The organism is Parageobacillus caldoxylosilyticus (assembly GCF_019272935.1).
Taxonomy (GTDB): domain Bacteria; phylum Bacillota; class Bacilli; order Bacillales; family Anoxybacillaceae; genus Saccharococcus; species Saccharococcus caldoxylosilyticus.
In genome coordinates this window covers 1,700,414-1,724,997 of sequence record NZ_CP040553.1, presented here as the reverse complement: position 1 = coordinate 1,724,997, position 24,584 = coordinate 1,700,414, and the positions used below count along the sequence as shown (strand labels likewise).

16 protein-coding genes, 2 tRNA genes and 2 rRNA genes are annotated in these 24,584 nt (G+C 45.9%); 12 read left to right on the top strand and 8 right to left on the bottom strand.

What is annotated here, in order from left to right; all coding sequences use genetic code 11:
- Positions 1 to 68 precede the first annotated feature (68 nt).
- The 8 genes from noc to rpmH form a co-directional block, all read right to left on the bottom strand.
- Complete coding sequence (noc, locus tag BV455_RS08845; RefSeq protein WP_042406997.1) at positions 69 to 914, bottom strand: nucleoid occlusion protein; 846 nt, start codon at positions 912 to 914, stop codon at positions 69 to 71.
- Between the two features lie 34 nt (positions 915 to 948).
- On the bottom strand, positions 949 to 1,665 hold the full coding sequence (gene rsmG / locus BV455_RS08840; RefSeq protein ID WP_042406999.1) for a 16S rRNA (guanine(527)-N(7))-methyltransferase RsmG: 717 nt from the start codon (positions 1,663 to 1,665) through the stop codon (positions 949 to 951).
- A 22-nt stretch (positions 1,666 to 1,687) separates the two neighbouring features.
- Entirely contained in the window at positions 1,688 to 3,577 is a 1,890-nt protein-coding gene (gene mnmG, locus BV455_RS08835; RefSeq protein WP_017435769.1) for a tRNA uridine-5-carboxymethylaminomethyl(34) synthesis enzyme MnmG, read from the bottom strand.
- Between the two features lie 16 nt (positions 3,578 to 3,593).
- A complete protein-coding gene (mnmE, locus tag BV455_RS08830; protein ID WP_017435768.1) occupies positions 3,594 to 4,982 on the bottom strand; it encodes a tRNA uridine-5-carboxymethylaminomethyl(34) synthesis GTPase MnmE in 1,389 nt (462 codons plus the stop codon).
- A gap of 255 nt (positions 4,983 to 5,237) precedes the next feature.
- The gene (gene jag / locus BV455_RS08825) at positions 5,238 to 5,864 is read right to left on the bottom strand and encodes an RNA-binding cell elongation regulator Jag/EloR (protein WP_017435767.1); all 627 of its coding nucleotides are present in this window, start codon (positions 5,862 to 5,864) and stop codon (positions 5,238 to 5,240) included.
- Positions 5,861 to 6,628, bottom strand: coding sequence for a YidC family membrane integrase SpoIIIJ (spoIIIJ, locus tag BV455_RS08820; protein WP_061579061.1), 768 nt, complete (start codon positions 6,626 to 6,628; stop codon positions 5,861 to 5,863). Before spoIIIJ ends, jag begins: the two co-directional genes overlap by 4 nt.
- Positions 6,629 to 6,760: 132 nt before the next feature.
- Positions 6,761 to 7,111 (bottom strand): ribonuclease P protein component, encoded by a 351-nt coding sequence (rnpA, locus tag BV455_RS08815; RefSeq protein WP_017435765.1) that lies wholly within the window; start codon positions 7,109 to 7,111, stop codon positions 6,761 to 6,763.
- A 77-nt stretch (positions 7,112 to 7,188) separates the two neighbouring features.
- Positions 7,189 to 7,323 (bottom strand): 50S ribosomal protein L34, encoded by a 135-nt coding sequence (rpmH, locus tag BV455_RS08810; protein ID WP_017435764.1) that lies wholly within the window; start codon positions 7,321 to 7,323, stop codon positions 7,189 to 7,191.
- A gap of 479 nt (positions 7,324 to 7,802) precedes the next feature.
- On the opposite strand from rpmH, the gene dnaA reads away from it, so the two are divergent.
- The 12 genes from dnaA (at position 7,803) to BV455_RS08750 (ending at position 24,512) form a co-directional block, all read left to right on the top strand.
- Entirely contained in the window at positions 7,803 to 9,155 is a 1,353-nt protein-coding gene (gene dnaA / locus BV455_RS08805) for a chromosomal replication initiator protein DnaA (protein ID WP_017435763.1), read from the top strand.
- Between the two features lie 176 nt (positions 9,156 to 9,331).
- Positions 9,332 to 10,468: a DNA polymerase III subunit beta gene (gene dnaN, locus BV455_RS08800; protein WP_017435762.1), complete on the top strand. Its 1,137-nt coding sequence runs from the start codon at positions 9,332 to 9,334 to the stop codon at positions 10,466 to 10,468.
- A 101-nt stretch (positions 10,469 to 10,569) separates the two neighbouring features.
- Complete coding sequence (yaaA, locus tag BV455_RS08795) at positions 10,570 to 10,791, top strand: S4 domain-containing protein YaaA (RefSeq protein WP_017435761.1); 222 nt, start codon at positions 10,570 to 10,572, stop codon at positions 10,789 to 10,791.
- A gap of 11 nt (positions 10,792 to 10,802) precedes the next feature.
- Positions 10,803 to 11,927 (top strand): DNA replication/repair protein RecF, encoded by a 1,125-nt coding sequence (gene recF / locus BV455_RS08790; protein WP_042407006.1) that lies wholly within the window; start codon positions 10,803 to 10,805, stop codon positions 11,925 to 11,927.
- Between the two features lie 39 nt (positions 11,928 to 11,966).
- On the top strand, positions 11,967 to 13,889 hold the full coding sequence (gene gyrB, locus BV455_RS08785) for a DNA topoisomerase (ATP-hydrolyzing) subunit B (protein ID WP_042407008.1): 1,923 nt from the start codon (positions 11,967 to 11,969) through the stop codon (positions 13,887 to 13,889).
- 63 nt (positions 13,890 to 13,952) lie between these two features.
- Entirely contained in the window at positions 13,953 to 16,439 is a 2,487-nt protein-coding gene (gene gyrA / locus BV455_RS08780; RefSeq protein WP_042407012.1) for a DNA gyrase subunit A, read from the top strand.
- A 129-nt stretch (positions 16,440 to 16,568) separates the two neighbouring features.
- Positions 16,569 to 17,648 carry an HD-GYP domain-containing protein gene (locus BV455_RS08775; RefSeq protein ID WP_042407015.1) on the top strand — a complete coding sequence of 360 codons (1,080 nt, stop codon included), beginning with the start codon at positions 16,569 to 16,571 and terminating at the stop codon, positions 17,646 to 17,648.
- 160 nt (positions 17,649 to 17,808) lie between these two features.
- Positions 17,809 to 18,975, top strand: coding sequence for an IS256 family transposase (locus BV455_RS08770; protein ID WP_218687363.1), 1,167 nt, complete (start codon positions 17,809 to 17,811; stop codon positions 18,973 to 18,975).
- A 355-nt stretch (positions 18,976 to 19,330) separates the two neighbouring features.
- Positions 19,331 to 20,886: ribosomal RNA gene (locus BV455_RS08765) — 16S ribosomal RNA — on the top strand.
- A gap of 250 nt (positions 20,887 to 21,136) precedes the next feature.
- Positions 21,137 to 21,210, top strand: a tRNA-Ile gene (locus BV455_RS08760).
- Positions 21,211 to 21,219: 9 nt separating this feature from the next.
- A tRNA-Ala gene (locus tag BV455_RS08755) sits at positions 21,220 to 21,295 on the top strand.
- A gap of 286 nt (positions 21,296 to 21,581) precedes the next feature.
- A 23S ribosomal RNA gene (locus BV455_RS08750) occupies positions 21,582 to 24,512 on the top strand.
- Together the 16S and 23S rRNA genes with 2 tRNA genes alongside form the textbook arrangement of a ribosomal RNA operon.
- Positions 24,513 to 24,584: the final 72 nt, after the last annotated feature.

The window sequence follows — 24,584 nt, the reverse complement described above, 5'->3', positions numbered from 1 at the left end:
TCTGTTTGCCCTCGAAAGAAAAAACCCCATCAAAAGCAGCTTGATGAGGCAAGACATCCTTGTGTCTATTACTTTTTCGGGATGCGAATCGTAATTTGATAATAATCGTCAAACTCTTCTTCCTCTGAATCAACCGCCACACCGCTGTTAGCTACCATCGTGAGCGATTGTCGGATGGTGTTGACAGCAATTCGCATGTCCCTGCTGAATGCTTTTCGCTTCGGCTTCGGCTTGCGGTTGGCCGATTCTAACATTTTCAGCACCCGATCTTCTGTTTGTTTGACATTTAATTGTTTATCAATAATTTCTTGCAGCAATTTTAATTGCTTTTCTTTATCTTTTAGGACGATTAAAGCACGGGCATGGCGTTCGGTAATGGTGCGATGCAACAGGGCTTCCTGCACCTCTTGCGGCAGTTTTAATAGACGCAGTTTGTTGGCAATCGTCGATTGACCCTTTCCAAGCCGCTGCGCCAGCGCTTCCTGCGTTAAATGGTGCAACTCGAGCAGCTTCGCATACGCCATTGCTTCTTCAATCGGCGTCAGCTCTTCCCGCTGCAAATTTTCAATTAATGCAACTGAAGCGGTTTCTTTGTCGTTTAAATTTTTCACGATCGCCGGAATTTCCGCCCATCCGAGTTTTTGGACGGCCCGCCATCTTCGTTCACCAGCGATAATTTCAAACTTTCCATCCTCGCACTCGCGGACGACAATTGGCTGAATAATGCCGTGCGTACGAATCGTTAATGCTAGTTCTTCAATTTTTTCTTCGTCAAAAATGGTCCGCGGTTGGAAACGGTTTGGAATAATTTTTGCAACTGGAATTTTTCTTACCTCTTCTTTTTCCTGTCTTTCGCTTAATTCTTCCTGTTCCTTTTCTCCAAAGCTGAAAAAGCGAGAAAAAGGATGCTTCATTCCCCTACACCACCTTTAAAAACTCTCCCCTAGATTATTGAATCGGTTGTTTGTTTGGCAATCCCGGTTTGCGAGGATATTTGCTTGGCGTACTTTTTACTTTTTTAATCAAAATAATGGTCCGTTCGCTTTCTTCCATCGGCAGCGTAAACTGTTCGACCGCGGAAATTTCACCGCCAAGCAGAGCGATTGCTTTTTTCCCTTCTTTTAATTCCTCCTGTGCCGAAGCGGCTTTCATCGCGATAAACGTGCCGTTGACTTTCACGAGTGGAAGGCATAGCTCGCTAAGCACCGGCATTCGCGCCACCGCCCTGGCCATCACAACATCAAACGATTCGCGAAATTCTTTTTTTCTGCCAAACGTTTCAGCACGGTCGTGATAAAAGGCGACATCCGTCAGAGCTAATTCATCTGCTAAATGCTGTAGAAAAGTAATGCGCTTTTGCAATGAATCGACAATCGCCAATTTCAAATGGGGAAAACAAATTTTTAACGGAACGCTCGGGAATCCCGCCCCCGCCCCTACATCGCAAAGCGATAAAGATCGGGAAAAATCATAATAAAAAGCTGGAGAAAGAGAATCAAAAAAATGTTTGAGATACACGCTGGGCTTGTCCGTAATGGCAGTTAAATTCATCCTTTCATTCCATTCGATTAACAGTTCATAATACCGCTCAAATTTTTCTAGCGCCTGAGGAGGAAGGAAAATTCCTTTCTCCTCAAGCATAGCCTGAAACTGTGCTGTATCCATACGCCAATCCTTTCCCTAATTTTTATTCATTCGACACGCGTGCGATTCTTCCTTGTTCTAAATACACTAATAATATCGAAATATCGGCAGGATTTACACCGGAAATGCGCGAAGCTTGCGCAATCGACAGCGGCCGCACCTGTTTCAATTTTTGCCGCGCTTCTGTTGCTAAACCATGGATCGCGTCGTAATCGATATCTTCCGGAATCTTTTTGTTTTCCATTTTTTTAAGGCGTTCCACTTCTTGCAGCGATTTTTGGATATATCCTTCATATTTGATTTGAATTTCAACTTGTTCCGCTACTTCCGGTGAAATTTCTTCTTCCGCCGGAGCGAGTTTTTGAATATGTTCATAGGTCATTTCCGGACGCCGCAGCAAGTCCGCCGCACGGATGCCGTCTTTCAGCTCGCTGCTGCCGGCTTCGCGGATAACTTTCTGCACTTCCGGAGTTGGTTTGATAATAAATGTTTGCAGCCGTTTTTTCTCTCTTTCGATCGCCTCTTTTTTCGCCAAAAACTTTTGATATCGTTCTTCAGAAATGAGGCCGATTTTATAGCCAAGTTCTGTTAGACGCAAATCTGCATTGTCATGACGAAGCAGCAAGCGGTATTCAGCGCGGGACGTTAACAATCGGTACGGCTCATTCGTTCCTTTGGTGACAAGGTCGTCGATTAACACGCCGATATACGCATCCGAACGACTTAAAATAATTTCTTCTTTTCCAAGCGCCCGGTGCGCCGCGTTAATCCCCGCCATAATTCCTTGCCCTGCTGCCTCTTCATATCCGGATGTTCCGTTAATTTGTCCGGCCGTATATAAGTTTTTCACCAGTTTTGTTTCCAACGTTGGCCATAGTTGCGTTGGAACAATTGCATCATACTCAATCGCATAGCCTGCCCGCATTAACTGCGCTTTCTCAAGGCCAGGAATGGTCGCTAACAGCTGGCGTTGAATATGTTCCGGCAAGCTTGTCGACAACCCTTGCACATATACTTCTTCCGTCTCGCGTCCTTCTGGCTCTAAAAAGATTTGATGGCGCGGCTTATCGTGGAAACGGACAATTTTATCTTCAATGGACGGACAATAACGCGGACCTGTCCCTTTGATCATTCCGGAATACATTGGCGATAAATGCAAGTTTTCGTCAATAATGCGATGCGTCTCTGCCGTTGTATACGTAAGCCAGCATGGCAATTGATCGGTAATATATTCTGTCGTTTCATAGGAAAACGCCCGCGGCACATCGTCCCCTGGCTGAATTTCCGTTTTGCTATAGTCAATCGTACGGCTGTTGACGCGCGGCGGTGTTCCTGTTTTAAAGCGGACAAGCTCAAAGCCAAGTTCTTCTAAATGCTCGGACAATTTAATGGACGGTTGTTGGTTGTTTGGACCGCTTGAATATTTAATGTCGCCGATAATAATTTCGCCGCGTAAAAATGTCCCTGTCGTAATAACAACCGTTTTTGCATAATAATGCGCTCCCGTTTGGGTAATAACCCCTTTGCATACGCCGTCTTCCACGATTAGGCGTTCCACTTTTCCTTGCAATAATGTAAGATTTTCTTGATTTTCAAGCGTTTTTTTCATTTCCCGCTGATACAGCACTTTATCGGCCTGTGCCCGCAATGCACGTACCGCCGGGCCCTTGCCTGTATTTAACATCCGCATTTGGATGTACGTTTTATCAATATTTTTCGCCATTTCCCCGCCCAACGCGTCAATTTCGCGGACGACAATCCCTTTCGCCGGACCGCCGATCGACGGGTTGCATGGCATAAACGCGATCATATCTAGGTTTAGCGTAATGACTAACGTTTTTGCACCGATGCGCGCTGCCGCCAACGCTGCTTCACATCCTGCATGGCCGGCGCCGACGACAATGACGTCATACGAACCTCCATGATAGTCCATATATATACCTCCTTCATTATTTTCCTAAACAAAACTGAGAAAACAACTGATCAATCAAGCTTTCATGCACCGTATCGCCAATAATTTCTCCAAGCAGTTCCCACGCTCTTCTTAAATCGATTTGTACCAAATCGACTGGCATTCCTGCTTCAATGCCAGAGATCGCATCCTCAACCGCCTTTTTCGCTTGCTGAAGCAAAGCGATATGGCGCGAATTGGAAACGTACGTAAGGTCGCCCGCTTCGACTGAGCCGCTAAAAAACATTTCCGAAATCGCTTTTTCCAAATCGTCAATTCCTTTTTCCTTTAACAATGAAGTAGTAATAATCGGGCGGCCATCTGCTAGTTGTTTGACTCGATCCATATCGATATTTTTTGGTAAATCCGTTTTATTAACAATCACAATAAAGTCCATTCCTTTGATCATTTCAAACAGCCGTTCATCTTCTTCTGTCAACGGCTCATGATAATTAAGCACAAGCAAAATCAAATCCGCCTGTTTTAACATTTGCCGCGAGCGTTCAACCCCAATTCGCTCGACAATATCTTCCGTTTCACGGATTCCCGCTGTATCGATTAACCGCAGCGGAACACCGCGGACATTGACATACTCTTCAATAACATCGCGCGTCGTTCCCGGAATATCCGTGACAATCGCCTTATTTTCGTGAACAAGCGCATTTAATAGAGACGATTTTCCGACATTCGGTCTGCCGATGATGACAGTGGCCAACCCTTCGCGCAAAATTTTGCCCTGCTGCGCGGTTTGCAGCAGCTTTTCAATTTGTTCCCGCACATATTGCGCTTTTTCAAGCAGCAGCCGCGGCGTCATTTCTTCGATGTCATCATATTCCGGATAGTCAATATTTACTTCTACATGGGCAAGCGTTTCTAAAATCGTCTGTCGTAATTTGCGAATTAACTTCGACAAACGCCCCTCCATTTGCTGGAGCGCCACGGTCATCGCTCGATCCGTTTTCGCCCGAATCAAGTCAATCACCGCTTCCGCCTGTGATAAGTCAATCCGTCCGTTTAAAAATGCCCGTTTTGTGAATTCCCCTGGTTCGGCTAGCCGCGCTCCGTTTGCTAACACAAGCTGCAACACGCGATTGACGGAAACCAGCCCGCCATGGCAGTTAATCTCGACGACGTCTTCCCTCGTAAACGTCTTTGGCGCCCGCATCACCGACACCATGACTTCCTCGACCGTCTGCCCGTTGTCCGGATCCACAATATGACCGTAATGAATTGTATGAGATGGCACATCTTTCAGCCGTTTTCCGCTCGGACTTTTAAAAATGCGGTCGGCGATCGCAATCGCCTCATCCCCGCTCAATCGGACAATCGCGATGGCTCCTTCTCCCATCGGCGTAGAGATCGCAGCAATCGTATCCAATTCCGTCATTTTTTCACCTCTTTTTGCTGGCAAAAAGCGAATCTATCTATAGATTAGACAACTGTGGTTGCCGATAACGATCTATCCACAAATTTTATATAATCATTTCAATTTTAACTTATCCACATGTGAATAACAACATGAAGTGCTCATTCCCCAACCTAAAAAATGTAAGAACAGGCAATGCCAATCCTGTAAAAAAAAAGAGAAAAAAGAGGCCGTCTCCGTTTCCTTTAGAGATAGCCCCTTTTCACCAATATTAATTTATTGTGCAGAAGGAGATACGACGATATAGCGATGCGGCTCTACACCAACTGAATAAGTAACGACTTTTTTATGGTTCGCTAATGCGCTATGAATAATTTTCCGCTCATGTGCCGGAAGCGGCTCCAGTTTGACTTCTTTTCCCGTTTTTACTGCTTTTTCCGCCAATTTTTGCGCCAGCTGTATCAGTGTTTTTTCTCTTCGTTCCCGGTAGTTTTCCGCATCAACGACAATAGAAACGTACTCCTCTGCATAACGGTTAGCGACAAGCTGCGTAAGCAGTTGCAAAGAACTTAACGTTTGTCCATGTTTTCCAATCAATAAACCTACTTGTTCGCCTGTGATCATAAATGTCACTTGCTTGCCATGCTGCTGCTTCTCTATCGTTGCCGCATTTACTCCCATTTGTTGTATCACTTTTTTTAAAAACAGCTCCGCTTCTTCGATTGGATCTTTCTTCAAAATCGCTTTCACCACTGCCGGCTTGTGTCCGAAAATGCCAAACAGCCCTTTTTTCCCTTCATCGAGCACAACAATTTCCACACGATTTTTCGAAACACCAAGCTGTTGCAGCGCCGACTGCACAGCTTCATCTACGGTCGCGGCGGTCACAGTTACTTCTTTCACTTTTTCGTTCCTCCTGAATGGGTGGCGTCCATCGTTGGCCCCTTAATCAAATACGTTTGTACAATCGAGAAAATATTCCCTACAACCCAGTAGAGAGACAAAGCAGCAGGAAAATTAATGGCAAAAATGACGATCATAATTGGCATCATCCAAAGCATCATGGCCATTTGCGGATTTTGCTGTCCGGCGTTGGCCATCATTATTTTTTGTTGGATAAACGTTGTAACCCCTGCGATAATCGGCAAAATGTAATATGGATCTTTTTCACCAAGATCGAACCATAAAAAGTTGTGTTCGGCAATTTCTCTTGTACGCATAATGGCATGATAAAATCCGATCAAAATCGGCATTTGGATAAGGATTGGGAAACAGCCTGCCATCGGGTTGACACCGTGTTTTTGAAACAGCAGCATCATTTCCTGCTGGAGCTTTTGCTGGGTTTGCATATCTTTAGAACTATATTTTTCTCGAAGTTTTTGTATTTCCGGTTGAAGCGCTTGCATCGCTTTCGCATTTCTCGTTTGCTGGATCATTAACGGCAGGATCAATAAACGAATAAAGATAGTTACGACAATAATCGACATTCCAAAACTTCCGCCTAAAACGTGGGCAACATATTTAATTAGCCAAGAAAGCGGATAAACGATATACTCATTCCAAAACCCCTTGCTTTCCGGCGTGATTGGTTCATTGATTTGCGAGCATCCTGATAGGACTGCAATCAATGCAACGAACCCAACGATGAACCAAATTCGCCTTTTCACCTTCTTTTTCCTCCTATATTTACGAATTCGTACTATCCTAAATATGTATTTTAACATCATTCTAAACATAATGGGTGTACTTTTTTACGAAAATATTTGCATGCCAGGAAAAAACAACCTAATTTAACCGTTTTATTTTTCCCTTTTTTTCAAGACTCCTGCCTTTCGCAATACATGAATCAAGCTTTTCTTTACCTCAAAAAAATCCATTTCCGCAACCGGCAGCCTAGCAATAACGACGTAATCTTTGCCGGGCATAATCTCCTCTTTCATTTCCAGGAAACATTGGCGGATGTAGCGCTTGATTCGATTTCTTACCACCGCTTTTCCAAGCTTTTTACTCACCGATAACCCGATCCGAAAGTACGGTTGTTCCGGCCTGTCCAGTATATAAATGACAAACTGCCGATTCGCCATCGACGTGCCGCGCTGAAATACCTCTTGAAACTCTTCGTTTTTCTTTATGCGGTACTTTTTCTTCATGTCCCGGAAACACTCCATCTTTTTCAGTATCTATTCACTCTATCCTTGCGAAAAAAGACCACTGAAATTTCAGTGGCCTATGCAGATAATACTTTTCTTCCTTTACGACGACGGCGCGCGAGCACTTTTCTACCATTTCTTGTGCTCATGCGTGCGCGGAATCCATGGACTTTGCTGCGCTTCCGGTTATTTGGTTGATATGTTCGTTTCATCTATGACACCTCCCTAGGGAATAACTGTTACGGGCAGTCTTTCTCATTATATTGAACAATCTCATAAAATGTCAACCGCTTGAAACGTTTCTCTCACTTTATAAAAATTGTGGATAATTTTTTAGACATAATCTGATATATCCACATTATTTATCGACATTTTTTTCACACTTTTCACTATGTGGATAATTAAGTTTTTCACAACACTTTTGTTTTGTGGATAATTTAAAAAATCCGTTGCAACATGCCATTTTATTTGCTATTATTATTGTGTTTTCACTATGGATAATGGTGTGGATAAAGAAAAATATCCACATTTTGTGGATATGTTGTGGATATATTTTTTCACAGCCTGTTTATAATGTTATCCACAAGTGGTGAATTTTGTCGAAAAGCCGCTTTTTTCCTTATTATATGTTATTTCCACAAATTTATTTTTTAAACAGATTATTATCCTCTGAGTAAGGGAGGGGCAACGGTTGGAGAATATCCATGATTTATGGAATCGCGTGCTCGGGGAAATCGAAAGAAAAATTAGCAAGCCAAGCTTTGAAACTTGGCTAAAATCAACAAAAGCCCACTCTTTACGAGGTGACACGCTTGTCGTCGTAGCCCCAAACGAATTTGCAAGAGACTGGCTGGATTCCCGCTACTCTCATTTAATTGCGGAAACGATCTACGATATTACTGGTGAAGAACTGTCAATTAAGTTTATTATTCCTCCTAATCAATCAGAAGATGATTTTGAGTTTCAGCGATCCTCGAAAAAACAGCGGAAACCATATGAAGATGCATCAGATTTTCCGCAAAGTATGCTGAATCCAAAATATACGTTTGACACGTTTGTCATCGGTTCTGGCAATCGTTTTGCCCATGCGGCTTCTCTCGCAGTGGCGGAAGCCCCGGCAAAAGCGTATAATCCGCTTTTTATTTACGGTGGAGTCGGCTTAGGGAAGACTCACTTAATGCACGCGATCGGTCACTATGTTATCGAACACAATCCGTCGGCTAAAGTTGTTTATTTATCTTCGGAAAAATTTACAAATGAGTTTATTAACGCGATTCGCGACAACCGTCCTGACGATTTTCGCAACAAGTATCGAAATGTCGATGTTCTATTAATTGATGATATTCAATTTTTGGCCGGAAAAGAACAAACGCAAGAGGAATTTTTCCATACGTTTAATACACTGCACGAGGAAAGCAAACAAATCGTTATTTCCAGCGACCGGCCGCCGAAAGAAATTCCAACGCTAGAAGACCGTCTTCGCTCACGGTTTGAATGGGGGCTTATTACCGATATCACTCCTCCAGATTTGGAAACGAGGATCGCTATCCTCAGAAAGAAAGCAAAAGCGGAAGGATTTGATATTCCGAATGAAGTGATGCTGTACATTGCCAATCAAATTGATTCCAACATCCGTGAGCTAGAGGGTGCCCTTATACGCGTTGTCGCCTATTCGTCGCTGATCAATAAGGAAATTACCGCTGACTTGGCTGCAGAAGCCTTGAAAGACATTATCCCAAGCACAAAGCCGAAGGTCATCACGATCCAAGATATTCAGCGCGTCGTCGGCCAGCACTTTAATATCAAACTAGAAGACTTTAAAGCGAAAAAAAGAACGAAATCTGTCGCTTTTCCACGCCAGATTGCCATGTATCTTTCCCGCGAGCTCACAGACTGTTCATTGCCAAAAATCGGAGATGAATTTGGAGGACGTGACCATACGACCGTCATCCATGCGCATGAAAAGATTTCAAAACTTTTGCAATCGGATGTACAGCTGCAAAAGCATATAAAAGAAATTCAAGAGAAATTGAAACAATTGTGAATAATAGGCGCAGATTTATGCACAGCCTATCCACATGTGGACAGGCTGTGCTTCCTTTACTTCATTTACTTATCCACATTTCAACAAGCATTATTACTAGTATTACGATTTTGTTTTTTATTTTTTACTATAAAAAAATAATTTATTTCCCTAATCATTTTAGGAGGCATTGCAAGATGAAAATTGCCATTGATCGAGAATCGCTAGCCAAAAGCGTTCAAGATGTGATGAAAGCCGTATCGCCACGCACAACCATTCCAATTTTGACAGGAATTAAAATTACTGCGACCTCACAAGGAGTAACATTGACGGGAAGCGATTCCGATATTTCTATCGAATCGTTCATTCCTGTGGAAGAAGAAGGTAAACTGCTTGTTGAGGTAAAAGAGACTGGCAGCGTTGTATTGCAAGCGCGCTTTTTTGCCGAGATCGTTAAAAAATTGCCGCAACAGACAGTGGAGATAGAAGTAGGACCAAACTTTTTAACGGTCATTCGTTCCGGCAAAGCGGAATTCAACTTAAACGGTCTTGATCCCGATGAATATCCAAGATTGCCGCAAATTGAAGAAGAAAATATATTTAAAATCCCAACGGATCTATTAAAAACGATCATTCGCCAAACGGTATTTGCCGTTTCAACATCGGAAACGCGGCCAATCTTGACAGGTGTCAACTGGAAGTTTGAAAACGGAGAACTTACTTGCACGGCGACAGACAGCCATCGTCTGGCGTTAAGAAAGGCAAAAATAGAAACGGAGAATCCGCAGTCGCATAATGTTGTTATTCCGGGAAAAAGTCTAAACGAATTAAGTAAAATTTTAGATGACAGCAATGATCCGGTTGATATTGTCGTTACGGCTAATCAAATTTTATTTAAAACAAAACATTTGCTATTCTTTTCCCGCCTGCTTGATGGAAATTATCCGGAAACTGCCCGCCTTATTCCAACGGATAGCAAAACCGATATTATCGTGAACGCAAAAGAATTTCTGCAGGCGATCGACCGCGCCTCTCTATTAGCGAGAGAGGGAAGAAACAACGTGGTAAAACTAACCACACTCAATGACGGCATTATCGAAATTTCTTCCGTTTCTCCGGAAATCGGGAAAGTAACGGAAGAAATTCAAAGTGAATCCGTTGAGGGAGAGGAATTAAAAATTTCCTTTAGCGCAAAATATATGATGGATGCGCTTAAAGCGCTCGATGGCACCGACATTAAAATCAGCTTTACTGGCGCAATGCGGCCGTTTTTGCTTCGCCCTTTGCATAACGATTCGATGCTTCAGCTTATCTTGCCGGTAAGAACGTATTAATAAAGAAAGCTGCTACCGTAATAGCAGCTTTCTTTGCTAGTATGTCATTTTTTCGTTAAAATAAAAAAATGGGCAGTTTTAAGAAAGTGAGCGATGAACAGATGGAGAAGAAAGTAGCAATCACAACGGAAACGATTACACTTGGACAATTGCTCAAACTTATTCAAGCCGTCAGTACAGGCGGTGCAGTGAAATGGTTCCTGCAAACAAATGAAGTGTTGGTCAACGGAGAAAGGGAAGACCGGCGCGGCCGAAAGCTAAAAAATGGCGATAAAGTCGAAGTGGAAGGATTGGGCACGTTTATTGTAACGAAAGCAGAGTAGGTGAAGAGCCGTTGTTTTTAACGCACTTATCATTAAAAAATTATCGTAATTATGAAAGCCAAACGTTGGAATTTATGAACAATGTAAATATTATTTTGGGGGAAAATGCTCAAGGAAAAACAAATATGATGGAAGCTATCTATGTATTGGCGATGGCGAAGTCGCATCGCACGACAAACGACAAAGAGCTTATTCGCTGGAATGAAGACTATGCTAAAATAGAAGGAAAAGCAGTAAAAAAACACGGAGCGTTATCGCTTGAGTTAATCATTTCCAAGAAAGGGAAAAAGGCGAAATGCAATCATATTGAACAGCAGCGGCTAAGCCAGTATGTCGGTCATTTAAATGTTGTGATGTTCGCCCCGGAAGACTTAAATTTAGTGAAAGGAAGCCCGCAAGTAAGACGCCGTTTTATTGACATGGAAATCGGGCAAGTTTCCCCCGTTTATATACATGATTTAAGTCAATATCAAAAGCTTCTGCAGCAGCGCAATCACTATTTAAAAATGATGCAGACGCGCGAGCGGCAAGATGAAACGATATTAGATATTTTAACAGAGCAGCTGATTCCGCTGGCGGCGAAAATTACGCTGAAGCGCCATGAATTTTTGTTTTTGCTCGAAAAATGGGCAGCGCCCATTCACCATGAAATCAGCCGCGGATTAGAACAGCTGCAAATTCAATATGAATCGTCTATTGATGTATCAGAAAAGGTAGAATTGTCGAGAATAATAGAAGCATATAGCGAAAAGTTTGCTACAATAAAAGAAAGGGAAATCCAGCGGGGAATGACGCTTGCCGGCCCGCATCGTGACGATATTTCATTTATTGTAAATGGGAAAAATGTGCAAATCTTTGGCTCTCAAGGGCAACAACGCACAACAGCATTATCCATCAAATTAGCGGAAATTGAATTAATCTTTTCTGAACTTGGCGATTACCCCATTCTTTTACTTGATGATGTGCTATCGGAACTGGATGACTATCGGCAAACCCACCTCCTTGATACGATCCGGCGAAAAGTACAAACATTTGTGACGACGACAAGCATTGACGGGATTAAACATGACATCATTAAGGAAGCAGCCATTTATAAAGTCCATTCCGGCTCCATAACCGCCCCTTCCTGTCATTAATGCTTTGAACGTTTGGAAAGAAAGCGTAGGTGATTGGACATGACAATGGAACAAAAAGTCGAACATACGTATGATGCGAGCCAAATTCAAGTATTAGAAGGGCTGGAAGCAGTCCGAAAACGACCGGGGATGTATATTGGTTCCACTGGCCCAAAAGGGCTGCATCATCTCGTATGGGAGATTGTCGACAACAGTATCGATGAGGCGTTAGCCGGTTATTGTACGGAAATAAACGTGACGGTCGAAAAAGATAATAGCATTACGGTTACAGATAACGGTCGCGGCATCCCTGTTGACATTCAAGAGAAAATGGGACGTCCGGCTGTTGAAGTGATTATGACCGTTCTGCACGCCGGGGGCAAATTCGGTGGCGGCGGTTATAAAGTATCGGGTGGACTGCATGGAGTTGGCGCTTCTGTTGTCAATGCTTTATCAGAGAAATTGGAAGTATATGTATACAGAGACGGAAAAATACATTATCAAAAATATCAGCGCGGCGTTCCTTGCACCGATTTGCAAGTGATTGGCGATACAGATCGGACAGGCACTACCGTTCATTTTAAACCTGATCCAGAAATTTTTACAGAAACGACCGAATTCGATTATGAAACGTTGGCAACTCGTCTCCGTGAGTTAGCTTTTTTAAATCGCGGTCTCAAAATTACGCTTGAAGATAAGCGGGTAGAAAACCGAAAAAATGAATATTGTTACGAAGGCGGTATTCAATCTTACGTTCAACATTTAAATCGGACGCGTGAAGTGCTTCATGAAGAGCCGATTTATATCGCCGGCGAGCGCGACGGCATTCATGTCGAAATTGCGCTTCAATACAATGATAGTTATAGCAGCAATATTTATTCATTTGTGAATAACATTCATACGTACGAAGGCGGAACGCATGAATCCGGTTTTAAAATGGCACTGACGCGCATTATTAACGATTACGCACGCAAACAGCAAATTTTTAAAGATAATGATCCAAATTTAACTGGCGAAGATGTCCGCGAGGGGTTAACAGCAATCGTTTCGATTAAACATCCGGCTCCGCAGTTTGAGGGACAAACGAAAACAAAGCTTGGAAACAGCGACGCCCGGACGGTTACTGATGCGATTTTCTCGGAACAGTTTGAAACATTTTTATTGGAAAATCCAACGATAGCAAGGAAAATTGTGGAGAAAGGAATGATGGCGGCCCGAGCGCGCGTAGCGGCAAAAAAAGCACGCGAGCTGACGCGGCGAAAAAGCGCGCTTGAAATTTCTAACTTGCCTGGAAAACTAGCGGATTGTTCCTCAAAAGACCCTTCCATCAGTGAATTGTATGTGGTCGAAGGAGACTCTGCCGGCGGTTCGGCCAAACAAGGACGGGATCGTCATTTCCAAGCGATTTTACCGCTGCGCGGGAAAATTATTAACGTTGAGAAAGCACGCCTAGATAAAATTTTGTCGAACAATGAAGTTCGTGCCATTATTACCGCACTGGGCACGGGAATTGGTGAAGACTTCGATATTACAAAAGCGCGCTACCATAAAATCATTATTATGACCGATGCGGACGTCGATGGCGCCCATATTCGCACATTGCTGCTTACGTTCTTTTACCGTTATATGCGCGAATTTATCGAGCGGGGATATGTATACATCGCCCAACCGCCGCTTTATAAAATTGAGCAAGGCAAACAAGTAAGGTACGCCTATAACGACCGGCAGCTCGAGAAAATTCTTGCGGAATTGCCAGAAAACCCAAAGCCGACGATTCAGCGTTATAAAGGTCTTGGCGAGATGAACCCAGAGCAGTTGTGGGAAACAACGATGAATCCAGAAACAAGAACGCTGCTTCAAGTTAGTTTGCAAGATGCAATTGAAGCTGATGAAACGTTTGAAATTTTGATGGGAGACAAAGTAGAACCACGAAGACAATTTATCGAAGAAAACGCAAGGTATGTAAGAAATTTAGATATTTAGTTTGGAGAGTGTTGAGCAATCACCCTCCCCACTCCAAATTTTTTATAAGGGAGGTTTTCTTGAATGGCAGAAAATCAACATCCGCGCATCCGTGAAGTCAACATTAGCCAGGAAATGCGTTCCTCGTTTCTCGATTATGCGATGAGCGTCATCGTATCGCGGGCATTGCCTGATGTGCGCGACGGGCTAAAGCCTGTGCATCGCCGTATTTTATATGCCATGCATGATCTTGGCATGACCGCGGACAAACCATACAAAAAGTCGGCCCGCATCGTCGGCGAAGTCATCGGGAAATATCACCCGCACGGCGATGCAGCCGTATACGACACGATGGTCCGCATGGCGCAAGATTTTAACTATCGCTACATGCTTGTCGATGGACACGGAAACTTCGGATCGATTGACGGCGACGCAGCTGCCGCGATGCGTTATACAGAAGCGCGCATGTCCAAAATCGCGATGGAACTGTTACGCGACATTAACAAAGACACGATCGATTATCAGGATAACTACGACGGTTCGGAGAAAGAACCAGTCGTTTTGCCGTCGCGCTTTCCTAATTTATTGGTAAACGGCTCATCCGGAATCGCCGTAGGGATGGCGACAAATATTCCGCCGCATCAGCTCGGCGAAGTGATCGACGCCATTTTGGCATTAAGCAAAAATCCTGATATGACGGTGGCCGATTTAATGGAATACATTCCAGGGCCAGATTTTCCGACGGCGGGGCAAATTATCGGCCGCAGCGGAATCCGTAAAGCATACGAAACAGGGCGCGGCTCGATCACATTGCGTGCGAAAGTTGAGATCGAACAGCAGTCCAACGGAAAAGAAACGATCATCGTCCGTGAGCTTCCTTATCAAGTCAACAAGGCAAAATTAATTGAACGCATCGCGGAGCTTGTCCGCGAAAAGAAAATTGATGGCATTACCGATTTACGCGACGAGTCAGACCGGAACGGAATGCGGATCGTCATCGAAGTGCGCCGCGATGCCAACGCTAAAGTCATTTTAAACAATCTATATAAACATACAGCATTGCAAACAAGCTTTGGCATTAACATGCTTGCGCTTGTTGATGGTCAGCCGAAAGTGTTAAATTTAAAAGAATGTCTGGAGCATTATTTGGAACATCAGAAAGTAGTGATCCGCCGCCGGACAGCTTACGAGCTGAAAAAGGCGGAAGCCCGCGCCCATATTTTAGAAGGGCTTCGCGTTGCTCTTGATCACCTTGACGAGGTGATTAGCCTAATCCGTAGCTCACAGACGACGGAAATCGCTAGGGAAGGGCTGATGAAGCAGTTTTCGCTCAGCGAGAAACAGGCGCAAGCAATTTTAGATATGCGTTTGCAACGGTTAACTGGATTAGAACGAGAAAAAATTGAACAAGAATATCAAGATCTTGTCCGTTTCATCGCTGAATTAAAAGCGATTTTAGCGGATGAGGAAAAAGTATTGCAAATTATTCGCGACGAGCTAACGGAAATTAAAGAGCGGTTTAACGATGAGCGGAGAACGGAAATCGTCATTGGAGGAGCCGAAGAATTTGACGATGAAGATTTAATTCCGCGCGAACATGTCGTCATCACCCTCACACATAAAGGGTATATTAAGCGTTTGCCTGTTTCTACGTACAGAAGCCAAAAACGCGGTGGACGAGGCGTCCAAGGCATGCATACGACCGAAGACGATTTTGTCGAACATCTTTTGATTACGTCGACTCATAACACCATTTTATTCTTTACGAATAAAGGCAAAGTATACCGGGCGAAAGGATATGAAATTCCGGAATACAGTCGGACCGCGAAAGGACTTCCGCTTATTAATCTTTTAGAACTGGATAAAGATGAGTGGATTAATACGATTATCCCTATTCACGACGAATTTGACGACAATTTATATTTGTTCTTTACCACAAAACAAGGCATTGCCAAGCGTTGTCCACTTTCTGCCTTCGCCCATATTCGAAACAACGGTTTAATCGCAATCCATCTGCGCGAAGGGGACGAGCTTATTTCGGTTAAGCTAACGGATGGATCGAAACATATTATTGTCGGGACGAAAAACGGAATGCTTATCCGTTTTCCGGAAACCGATGTCCGCACAATGGGACGGAGTGCAACGGGAGTGAAGGCGATCACGCTTGATGAGGATGATGAAGTAGTAGGCATGGAAATTTTAGAGGATGATTGTGATGTATTAGTCGTGACGAAAAACGGATATGGCAAGCGCACCCCTGCCTCTGAATATCGTCTGCAAAGCCGCGGCGGAAAAGGAATTAAAACATGTAATGTGACGGAGAAAAACGGTCCAGTTGTTGCGGTGAAAACGGTCAACGGGGACGAAGACTTAATGCTTATCACGACAAGCGGTATCCTCATTCGCATTGCTGTCAGCGATATTTCACGAGTAGGAAGAAATACGCAAGGGGTAAAGTTAATTCGTCTATCGGAAGAAAATGAACATGAATATGTTGCTACGGTAGCGAAAGTTCCAACAGAAGAAAAAGAGGAAGAGAGCCAAGAGAGGCAAGAGAGTTATTCATTATAAATAATAAAGGTGTCCGAAAGCTTTGTTTTCGTGACACCTTTCTTTTTTATATACGCATAAAGTACTACAACTAATTTCCTAATAATGTTAGTATAAAATTACACGAATAAAACATGGGAGTGTATAGCGATGATTCGGGTAAAGCTTCGCCAGTTACAAGAAGGATGTATTCTTGCTGAAGATGTGCTGGGGAAAACGAAAAAACCAATTATGCTAAAAAATACGGTAGTGACATCAACGTTATTAAACGTATTAGAAAAATTTTTAATTGAGGAAGTATGTGTCGAGCCAGTTTTGGCGAACGGCGAGCCGTTCCGCCCGACAGAATTGCCTGAAGCGCACCATGACGGTTCTATAAGCAACGAACATTCGATATCTCTTTACCTGAAAGCGGTTCAAAAATATAAAAAAGCGTTTCAGTCATGGCAATCTGGTTTCCCGATTGACATCGCCGAAGTAAGAAATATGATTATTCCATTGTTAGACAAATTTATACACAATAAGAGAGAGTTGTTAATATTATACCGTTATGCGACAGACGAAGATTATTTATATCACCATGCGGTTAGCGTCGGGTTGCTAGCAGGTTTTTTAGCAAAACAAATGGATTATAGCAGAGGGGGGTGTTATCAAATCGCGCTTGCGGGTGTATTGTCCGACTGTGGAATGGCAAAGGTCGATAAAAGGCTTTTAACAAAGCGGTCCGCACTTACTGCTAGCGAATACAAAGAAGTACAGCAACATACCATATTTGGCTATCGAATGGTGCAAAAAATAACAGCTTTAAAACAAGGGACAAAGCTAGCAGTATTGCAGCACCATGAACGCATTGACGGAAGCGGCTATCCGTTTGGCATTCGTGGCCAGCAAATTCATCCATACAGCAAAATAGTGGCGGTAGCGGACATGTATCATGCGATGACTTCCGAACGCCTTTATCGACGCAAACAGTCGCCCTTTAAAGCGCTGGAAAAAATGCAAATCGAGCAATTTGGCAAATTAAGCATGGAGGCAATAAAAGTACTGCTAGATCACTTAGCCAACTTTCAAACAGGGACGGTGGTTAAATTATCAAACGGCGAAATAGGCAAAATTATTTTTATACAGCCGGAAGAACCGACAAGACCAATTGTTAAACTAGCCAACAAAGAGAAATTTCTTTCTCTAAGTGAACATCGAGATATATATATCGAGGAAATTATTCATTAATAACGCTGGTGGATAAATATTTTTTCTTAAAAAAATACTGTTGAATATGAAAGAGATGATGTATAAAATTTTGTGTAAAGCATTTTACTAGATCAAAATAAAAAAGGTAGGGTATTCTCTGATTGAACCCAAACATTCCAGAGAAAGGAGAACCCTACCTATGTCTAAAAGTATACCGAATGTCGACTGGGCAAATCAACTGGAAAGTGTCATTCGTCAGTTTGTAAAGGAAAAATTAGAACTGATCATGCGGGAAGAAATCAAGAATTTCCTCGAAATAGAACAGGCCGGAACATCAAATATGAGAAACGGCTACTATCAACGAAATCTAGATACGCAATATGGCCGGATTGAAGGTCTTTTGGTCCCTAGAGACCGAAACGGAGAATTTCAAACCCAATTGTTCGCTCCTTACCAACGCCACACCGGCTGGCTGGAGGAAGCCATCATCAGGATGTATCAAAGTGGCATGAGTACGCGTGAAATTGGCAAGTTTATTGAACGAATTTTAGGCAATGCCTATTCTCCTGCAACGATCAGCCGTATTACCGATGTAGTGAAGGAAGACATCGAGAAATGGCACACTCGTCCACTGCACAAGCGTTATTCCGTCTTATATTTGGATGGTTTATACGTAAAACTTCGTCGCGAAACCGTGGAGAAAGAAGTCATTTATGTGGTGTTAGGGGTGAACGAAGAAGGATATCGCGAAATTCTTGATTTTTTTGTGGGAGGACAAGAAAGCGCCTATGTATGGCAGGAAATTCTTCAACACCTCTACCAAAGAGGCGCCAAGGAAGTGCTTCTGGGCGTATTCGATGGACTACCAGGGTTGGAGGAAGCCTTTAAGGCGGTTTATCCGAAAGCCGATGTGCAGCGTTGTGTCGTTCACAAAGTCCGTAACACGCTCCATCGTGTTCGGAAAAAAGACCAATTTGAAGTGGCCGAGGATCTCAAGCTGATTTATCGCGCGCCGAATAAGGAGATGGCGTTACAGATGTTTCAACAGTTTGAGTCGAAATGGTCAAGCAAGTATCCGAGAGAAGTCCAATCTTGGGCCAATGAGTTGGATGTCCTCCTTACATTTATGGATTATCCAAGCAGTATTCGAAGTGTGATTTATACGACCAATGCCATCGAACGAACGATCAAGGAGATTCGGAAACGTCTAAAGCCGATGAACAGTTTGAATAGTTTAGAAGCCGCTGAAAAAGTCGTATATTTGACCATTCAAGATTTTAATGAGAAATGGGCAGGACGAAAGTTACGAGGATTTGCCGAAGCACAGGAAGCCCTCGAGCGAATGTTTGAAGAACGTTATCATTAACCAAATACTGTAAATAAACAAAATAGGGGGATTCTCCCTTTCCACACAGGAGACTGAATATTCAGTCTCCTGTGTGGAGGAAACTAGTTCCCTATTCATTCCAAATCCATTTCAGAGAAACCCTACCCCCATTATATTACACAAAATTCTTGACGGTACCATGAAAGACAAACATGATAGAATCAATTTTGCTTGATTCAATGTGTTTTGATAAATAATTTGTAAAAAAGTGTTGACTTTTAATTGTCTATGAGTTACTATTTAATAGCTGTCATCTTTAAGAGATGAAAGTTCCTAAAGTTCCTTGAAAACTAAACAAAACGCAAGCGTCAATCAAAAACAAGCCAATCAACTTTCTATGGAGAGTTTGATCCTGGCTCAGGACGAACGCTGGCGGCGTGCCTAATACATGCAAGTCGAGCGGACCGAACAGGAGCTTGCTCTTGTTCGGTTAGCGGCGGACGGGTGAGTAACACGTGGGTAACCTACCCGTAAGACCGGGATAACTTCGGGAAACCGGAGCTAATACCGGATAACACCAAAGACCGCATGGTCTTTGGTTGAAAGGCGGCTTCGGCTGTCACTTACGGATGGGCCCGCGGCGCATTAGCTAGTTGGTGAGGTAACGGCTCACCAAGGCGACGATGCGTAGCCGGCCTGAGAGGGTGACCGGCCACACTGGGACTGAGACACGGCCCAGACTCCTACGGGAGGCAGCAGTAGGGAATCTTCCGCAATGGACGAAAGTCTGACGGAGCGACGCCGCGTGAGCGAAGAAGGTCTTCGGATCGTAAAGCTCTGTTGTTAGGGAAGAAGAAGTACCGTTCGAATAGGGCGGTACGGTGACGGTACCTAACGAGAAAGCCCCGGCTAACTACGTGCCAGCAGCCGCGGTAATACGTAGGGGGCGAGCGTTGTCCGGAATTATTGGGCGTAAAGCGCGCGCAGGCGGTCCCTTAAGTCTGATGTGAAAGCCCACGGCTCAACCGTGGAGGGCCATTGGAAACTGGGGGACTTGAGTGCAGAAGAGGAGAGCGGAATTCCACGTGTAGCGGTGAAATGCGTAGAGATGTGGAGGAACACCAGTGGCGAAGGCGGCTCTCTGGTCTGTAACTGACGCTGAGGCGCGAAAGCGTGGGGAGCAAACAGGATTAGATACCCTGGTAGTCCACGCCGTAAACGATGAGTGCTAAGTGTTAGAGGGGTCAAACCCTTTAGTGCTGTAGCTAACGCGTTAAGCACTCCGCCTGGGGAGTACGGCCGCAAGGCTGAAACTCAAAGGAATTGACGGGGGCCCGCACAAGCGGTGGAGCATGTGGTTTAATTCGAAGCAACGCGAAGAACCTTACCAGGTCTTGACATCCCCTGACAACCCTGGAGACAGGGCGTTCCCCCTTCGGGGGACAGGGTGACAGGTGGTGCATGGTTGTCGTCAGCTCGTGTCGTGAGATGTTGGGTTAAGTCCCGCAACGAGCGCAACCCTCGCCCCTAGTTGCCAGCATTCAGTTGGGCACTCTAGGGGGACTGCCGGTGATAAACCGGAGGAAGGTGGGGATGACGTCAAATCATCATGCCCCTTATGACCTGGGCTACACACGTGCTACAATGGGCGGTACAAAGGGCTGCGAACCCGCGAGGGGGAGCCAATCCCAAAAAGCCGCTCTCAGTTCGGATTGCAGGCTGCAACTCGCCTGCATGAAGCCGGAATCGCTAGTAATCGCGGATCAGCATGCCGCGGTGAATACGTTCCCGGGCCTTGTACACACCGCCCGTCACACCACGAGAGCTTGCAACACCCGAAGTCGGTGAGGTAACCCGCAAGGGAGCCAGCCGCCGAAGGTGGGGCAAGTGATTGGGGTGAAGTCGTAACAAGGTAGCCGTACCGGAAGGTGCGGCTGGATCACCTCCTTTCTAAGGATGACACGAAAAGCGGAAGCGCCGCGATTAGCTCTCGAAGCCAAATGTTCTTCACCCGCAGAAGTGCTTGTACTTCGAGGGGGGGAGGTTATTTGGCAGAAGAGAGCTAGGCGCTGGAGCTAGACATACAAAAAGCGGAAGCGCGTAGGCGACTTCCTATTGACAATGACACTAAAATAAGTTATAATGACGCTTGTCGTTTTGTTTAGTTTTGAGGGAACTTCTCCTTAACCATTTCCATAATGGGCCTATAGCTCAGCTGGTTAGAGCGCACGCCTGATAAGCGTGAGGTCGGTGGTTCAAGTCCACTTAGGCCCATCAATGTGTGGGGCCTTAGCTCAGCTGGGAGAGCGCCTGCTTTGCACGCAGGAGGTCATCGGTTCGATCCCGATAGGCTCCACCATTTTAGCGAAAAAATACTTTAATTTATTTTGCGCCTGCGTCTTCTAGTGAATTCAAAGAAGCTGGATTCCTCGGCGCAAGGCAGCAAAGAAGCTGATTCAAGGTAGTAGCCTTGTTCCTTGAAAACTAGATAACCGGAAAGAAAAGCGGAGGCGCCGCGGTGAGCTCTCGAAGCCAACTGTTCTTCACCCGCAGAAGTGCTTGCACTTCGAGGGGGAAGGTTATTTGGCAGAAGAGAGCTAGGCGCCGAAGCTAGACAGAGGAAGAAGCCGAGAAGCGCTGATGTTGGTTAAGTTAGAAAGGGCGCACGGTGGATGCCTTGGCACTAGGAGCCGATGAAGGACGGGGCAAACGCCGAAACGCTTCGGGGAGCTGTAAGCAAGCGTTGATCCGGAGATGTCCGAATGGGGGAACCCACTGCCCGTAATGGGGCAGTATCCATACCTGAATCCATAGGGTATGGAGGGCACACCCGGGGAACTGAAACATCTTAGTACCCGGAGGAGAAGAAAGCAAACGCGATTCCCTGAGTAGCGGCGAGCGAAACGGGAACAGCCCAAACCAAGAGGCTTGCCTCTTGGGGTTGTAGGACCACTCACATGGGAGTGACAAAGGAACGGGGTAGACGAAGCGGTCTGGAAAGGCCCGCCAGAGAAGGTGACAGCCCTGTAGTCGAAACTTCGTTCCCTCCCGAGTGGCTCCTGAGTACGGCGGGACACGGGGAATCCCGTCGGAAGCAGGGAGGACCATCTCCCAAGGCTAAATACTCCCTAGTGACCGATAGTGAACCAGTACCGTGAGGGAAAGGTGAAAAGCACCCCGGAAGGGGAGTGAAAGAGAACCTGAAACCGTGTGCCTACAAGTAGTCAGAGCCCGTTAATGGGTGATGGCGTGCCTTTTGTAGAATGAACCGGCGAGTTACGATGGCGTGCGAGGTTAAGTCGAAAAGACGGAGCCGCAGCGAAAGCGAGTCTGAATAGGGCGTATAGTACGTCGTCGTAGACCCGAAACCAGGTGATCTACCCATGTCCAGGGTGAAGGTAGGGTAACACCTACTGGAGGCCCGAACCCACGCACGTTGAAAAGTGCGGGGATGAGGTGTGGGTAGGGGTGAAATGCCAATCGAACCTGGAGATAGCTGGTTCTCCCCGAAATAGCTTTAGGGCTAGCCTCAAGGGAAGAGTCTTGGAGGTAGAGCACTGATTGAGCTAGGGGCCCTCATCGGGTTACCGAACTCAGTCAAACTCCGAATGCCAACGACTTATCCTTGGGAGTCAGACTACGAGTGATAAGATCCGTGGTCGAGAGGGAAACAGCCCAGATCACCAGCTAAGGTCCCAAAGTGCACGTTAAGTGGAAAAGGATGTGGAGTTGCCCAGACAACCAGGATGTTGGCTTAGAAGCAGCCATCATTTAAAGAGTGCGTAATAGCTCACTGGTCGAGTGACTCTGCGCCGAAAATGTACCGGGGCTAAACGTGCCACCGAAGCTGTGGGATGACCGCTGGTCATCGGTAGGGGAGCGTTCTAAGTGCGTCGAAGCGAGACCGGAAGGACTCGTGGAGCGCTTAGAAGTGAGAATGCCGGTGTGAGTAGCGAAAACAGAGGTGAGAATCCTCTGCACCGAAAGCCTAAGGGTTCCTGAGGAAGGTTCGTCCGCTCAGGGTTAGTCGGGACCTAAGCCGAGGCCGAAAGGCGTAGGTGATGGGCAACAGGTAGAGATTCCTGTACCACCTCCTCACCGTTCGAGCGATGGGGGGACGCAGGAAGGTAGGGCGAGCAGGCTGCTGGAATAGCCTGTCCAAGCGGTTAGGCTGCCAGATAGGCAAATCCGTCTGGCATAAAGGCTGAGCCGTGATGGCGAAGGGACCATCGGTCCCGAAGTCCCCGATCCTACACTGCCAAGAAAAGCCTCTAGCGAGGTGAGAGGTGCCCGTACCGCAAACCGACACAGGTAGGCGAGGAGAGAATCCTAAGGTGCGCGGGAGAACTCTCGTTAAGGAACTCGGCAAAATGACCCCGTAACTTCGGGAGAAGGGGTGCTCTCTTGGGTGATGAGCCCGAGGGAGCCGCAGTGAAAAGGCCCAAGCGACTGTTTATCAAAAACACAGGTCTCTGCGAAGCCGAAAGGCGAAGTATAGGGGCTGACACCTGCCCGGTGCTGGAAGGTTAAGGGGAGCGCTTAGCGAAAGCGAAGGTGCGAACCGAAGCCCCAGTAAACGGCGGCCGTAACTATAACGGTCCTAAGGTAGCGAAATTCCTTGTCGGGTAAGTTCCGACCCGCACGAAAGGTGTAACGACTTGGGCACTGTCTCAACGAGAGACCCGGTGAAATCATACTACCTGTGAAGATGCAGGTTACCCGCGACAGGACGGAAAGACCCCGTGGAGCTTTACTGCAGCCTGATATGGAATTTTGGTATCGCTTGTACAGGATAGGTGGGAGCCTGGGAAGCCGGAGCGCCAGCTTCGGTGGAGGCGCCGGTGGGATACCACCCTGGCGGTATTGAAATTCTAACCCGCACCCCTTATCGGGGTGGGAGACAGTGTCAGGTGGGCAGTTTGACTGGGGCGGTCGCCTCCCAAAAGGTAACGGAGGCGCCCAAAGGTTCCCTCAGAATGGTTGGAAATCATTCGGAGAGTGCAAAGGCACAAGGGAGCTTGACTGCGAGACGGACAGGTCGAGCAGGGACGAAAGTCGGGCTTAGTGATCCGGTGGTTCCGTATGGAAGGGCCATCGCTCAACGGATAAAAGCTACCCCGGGGATAACAGGCTGATCTCCCCCAAGAGTCCACATCGACGGGGAGGTTTGGCACCTCGATGTCGGCTCATCGCATCCTGGGGCTGTAGTCGGTCCCAAGGGTTGGGCTGTTCGCCCATTAAAGCGGTACGCGAGCTGGGTTCAGAACGTCGTGAGACAGTTCGGTCCCTATCCGTCGCGGGCGCAGGAAATTTGAGAGGAGCTGTCCTTAGTACGAGAGGACCGGGATGGACGCACCGCTGGTGTACCAGTTGTCCCGCCAGGGGCACCGCTGGGTAGCTATGTGCGGAAGGGATAAGCGCTGAAAGCATCTAAGCGTGAAGCCCCCCTCAAGATGAGATTTCCCATCGCGTCAAGCGAGTAAGATCCCTCGAAGATGACGAGGTCGATAGGTCCGAGGTGGAAGCGTGGCGACACGTGGAGCTGACGGATACTAATCGATCGAGGACTTAACCAAGAAAAGCGTAGGCGAGCGGCGGCGAGCCGGAGCTAGACAGTACGAAAAGCGCAGGACGCCCGGCTTCTTCCA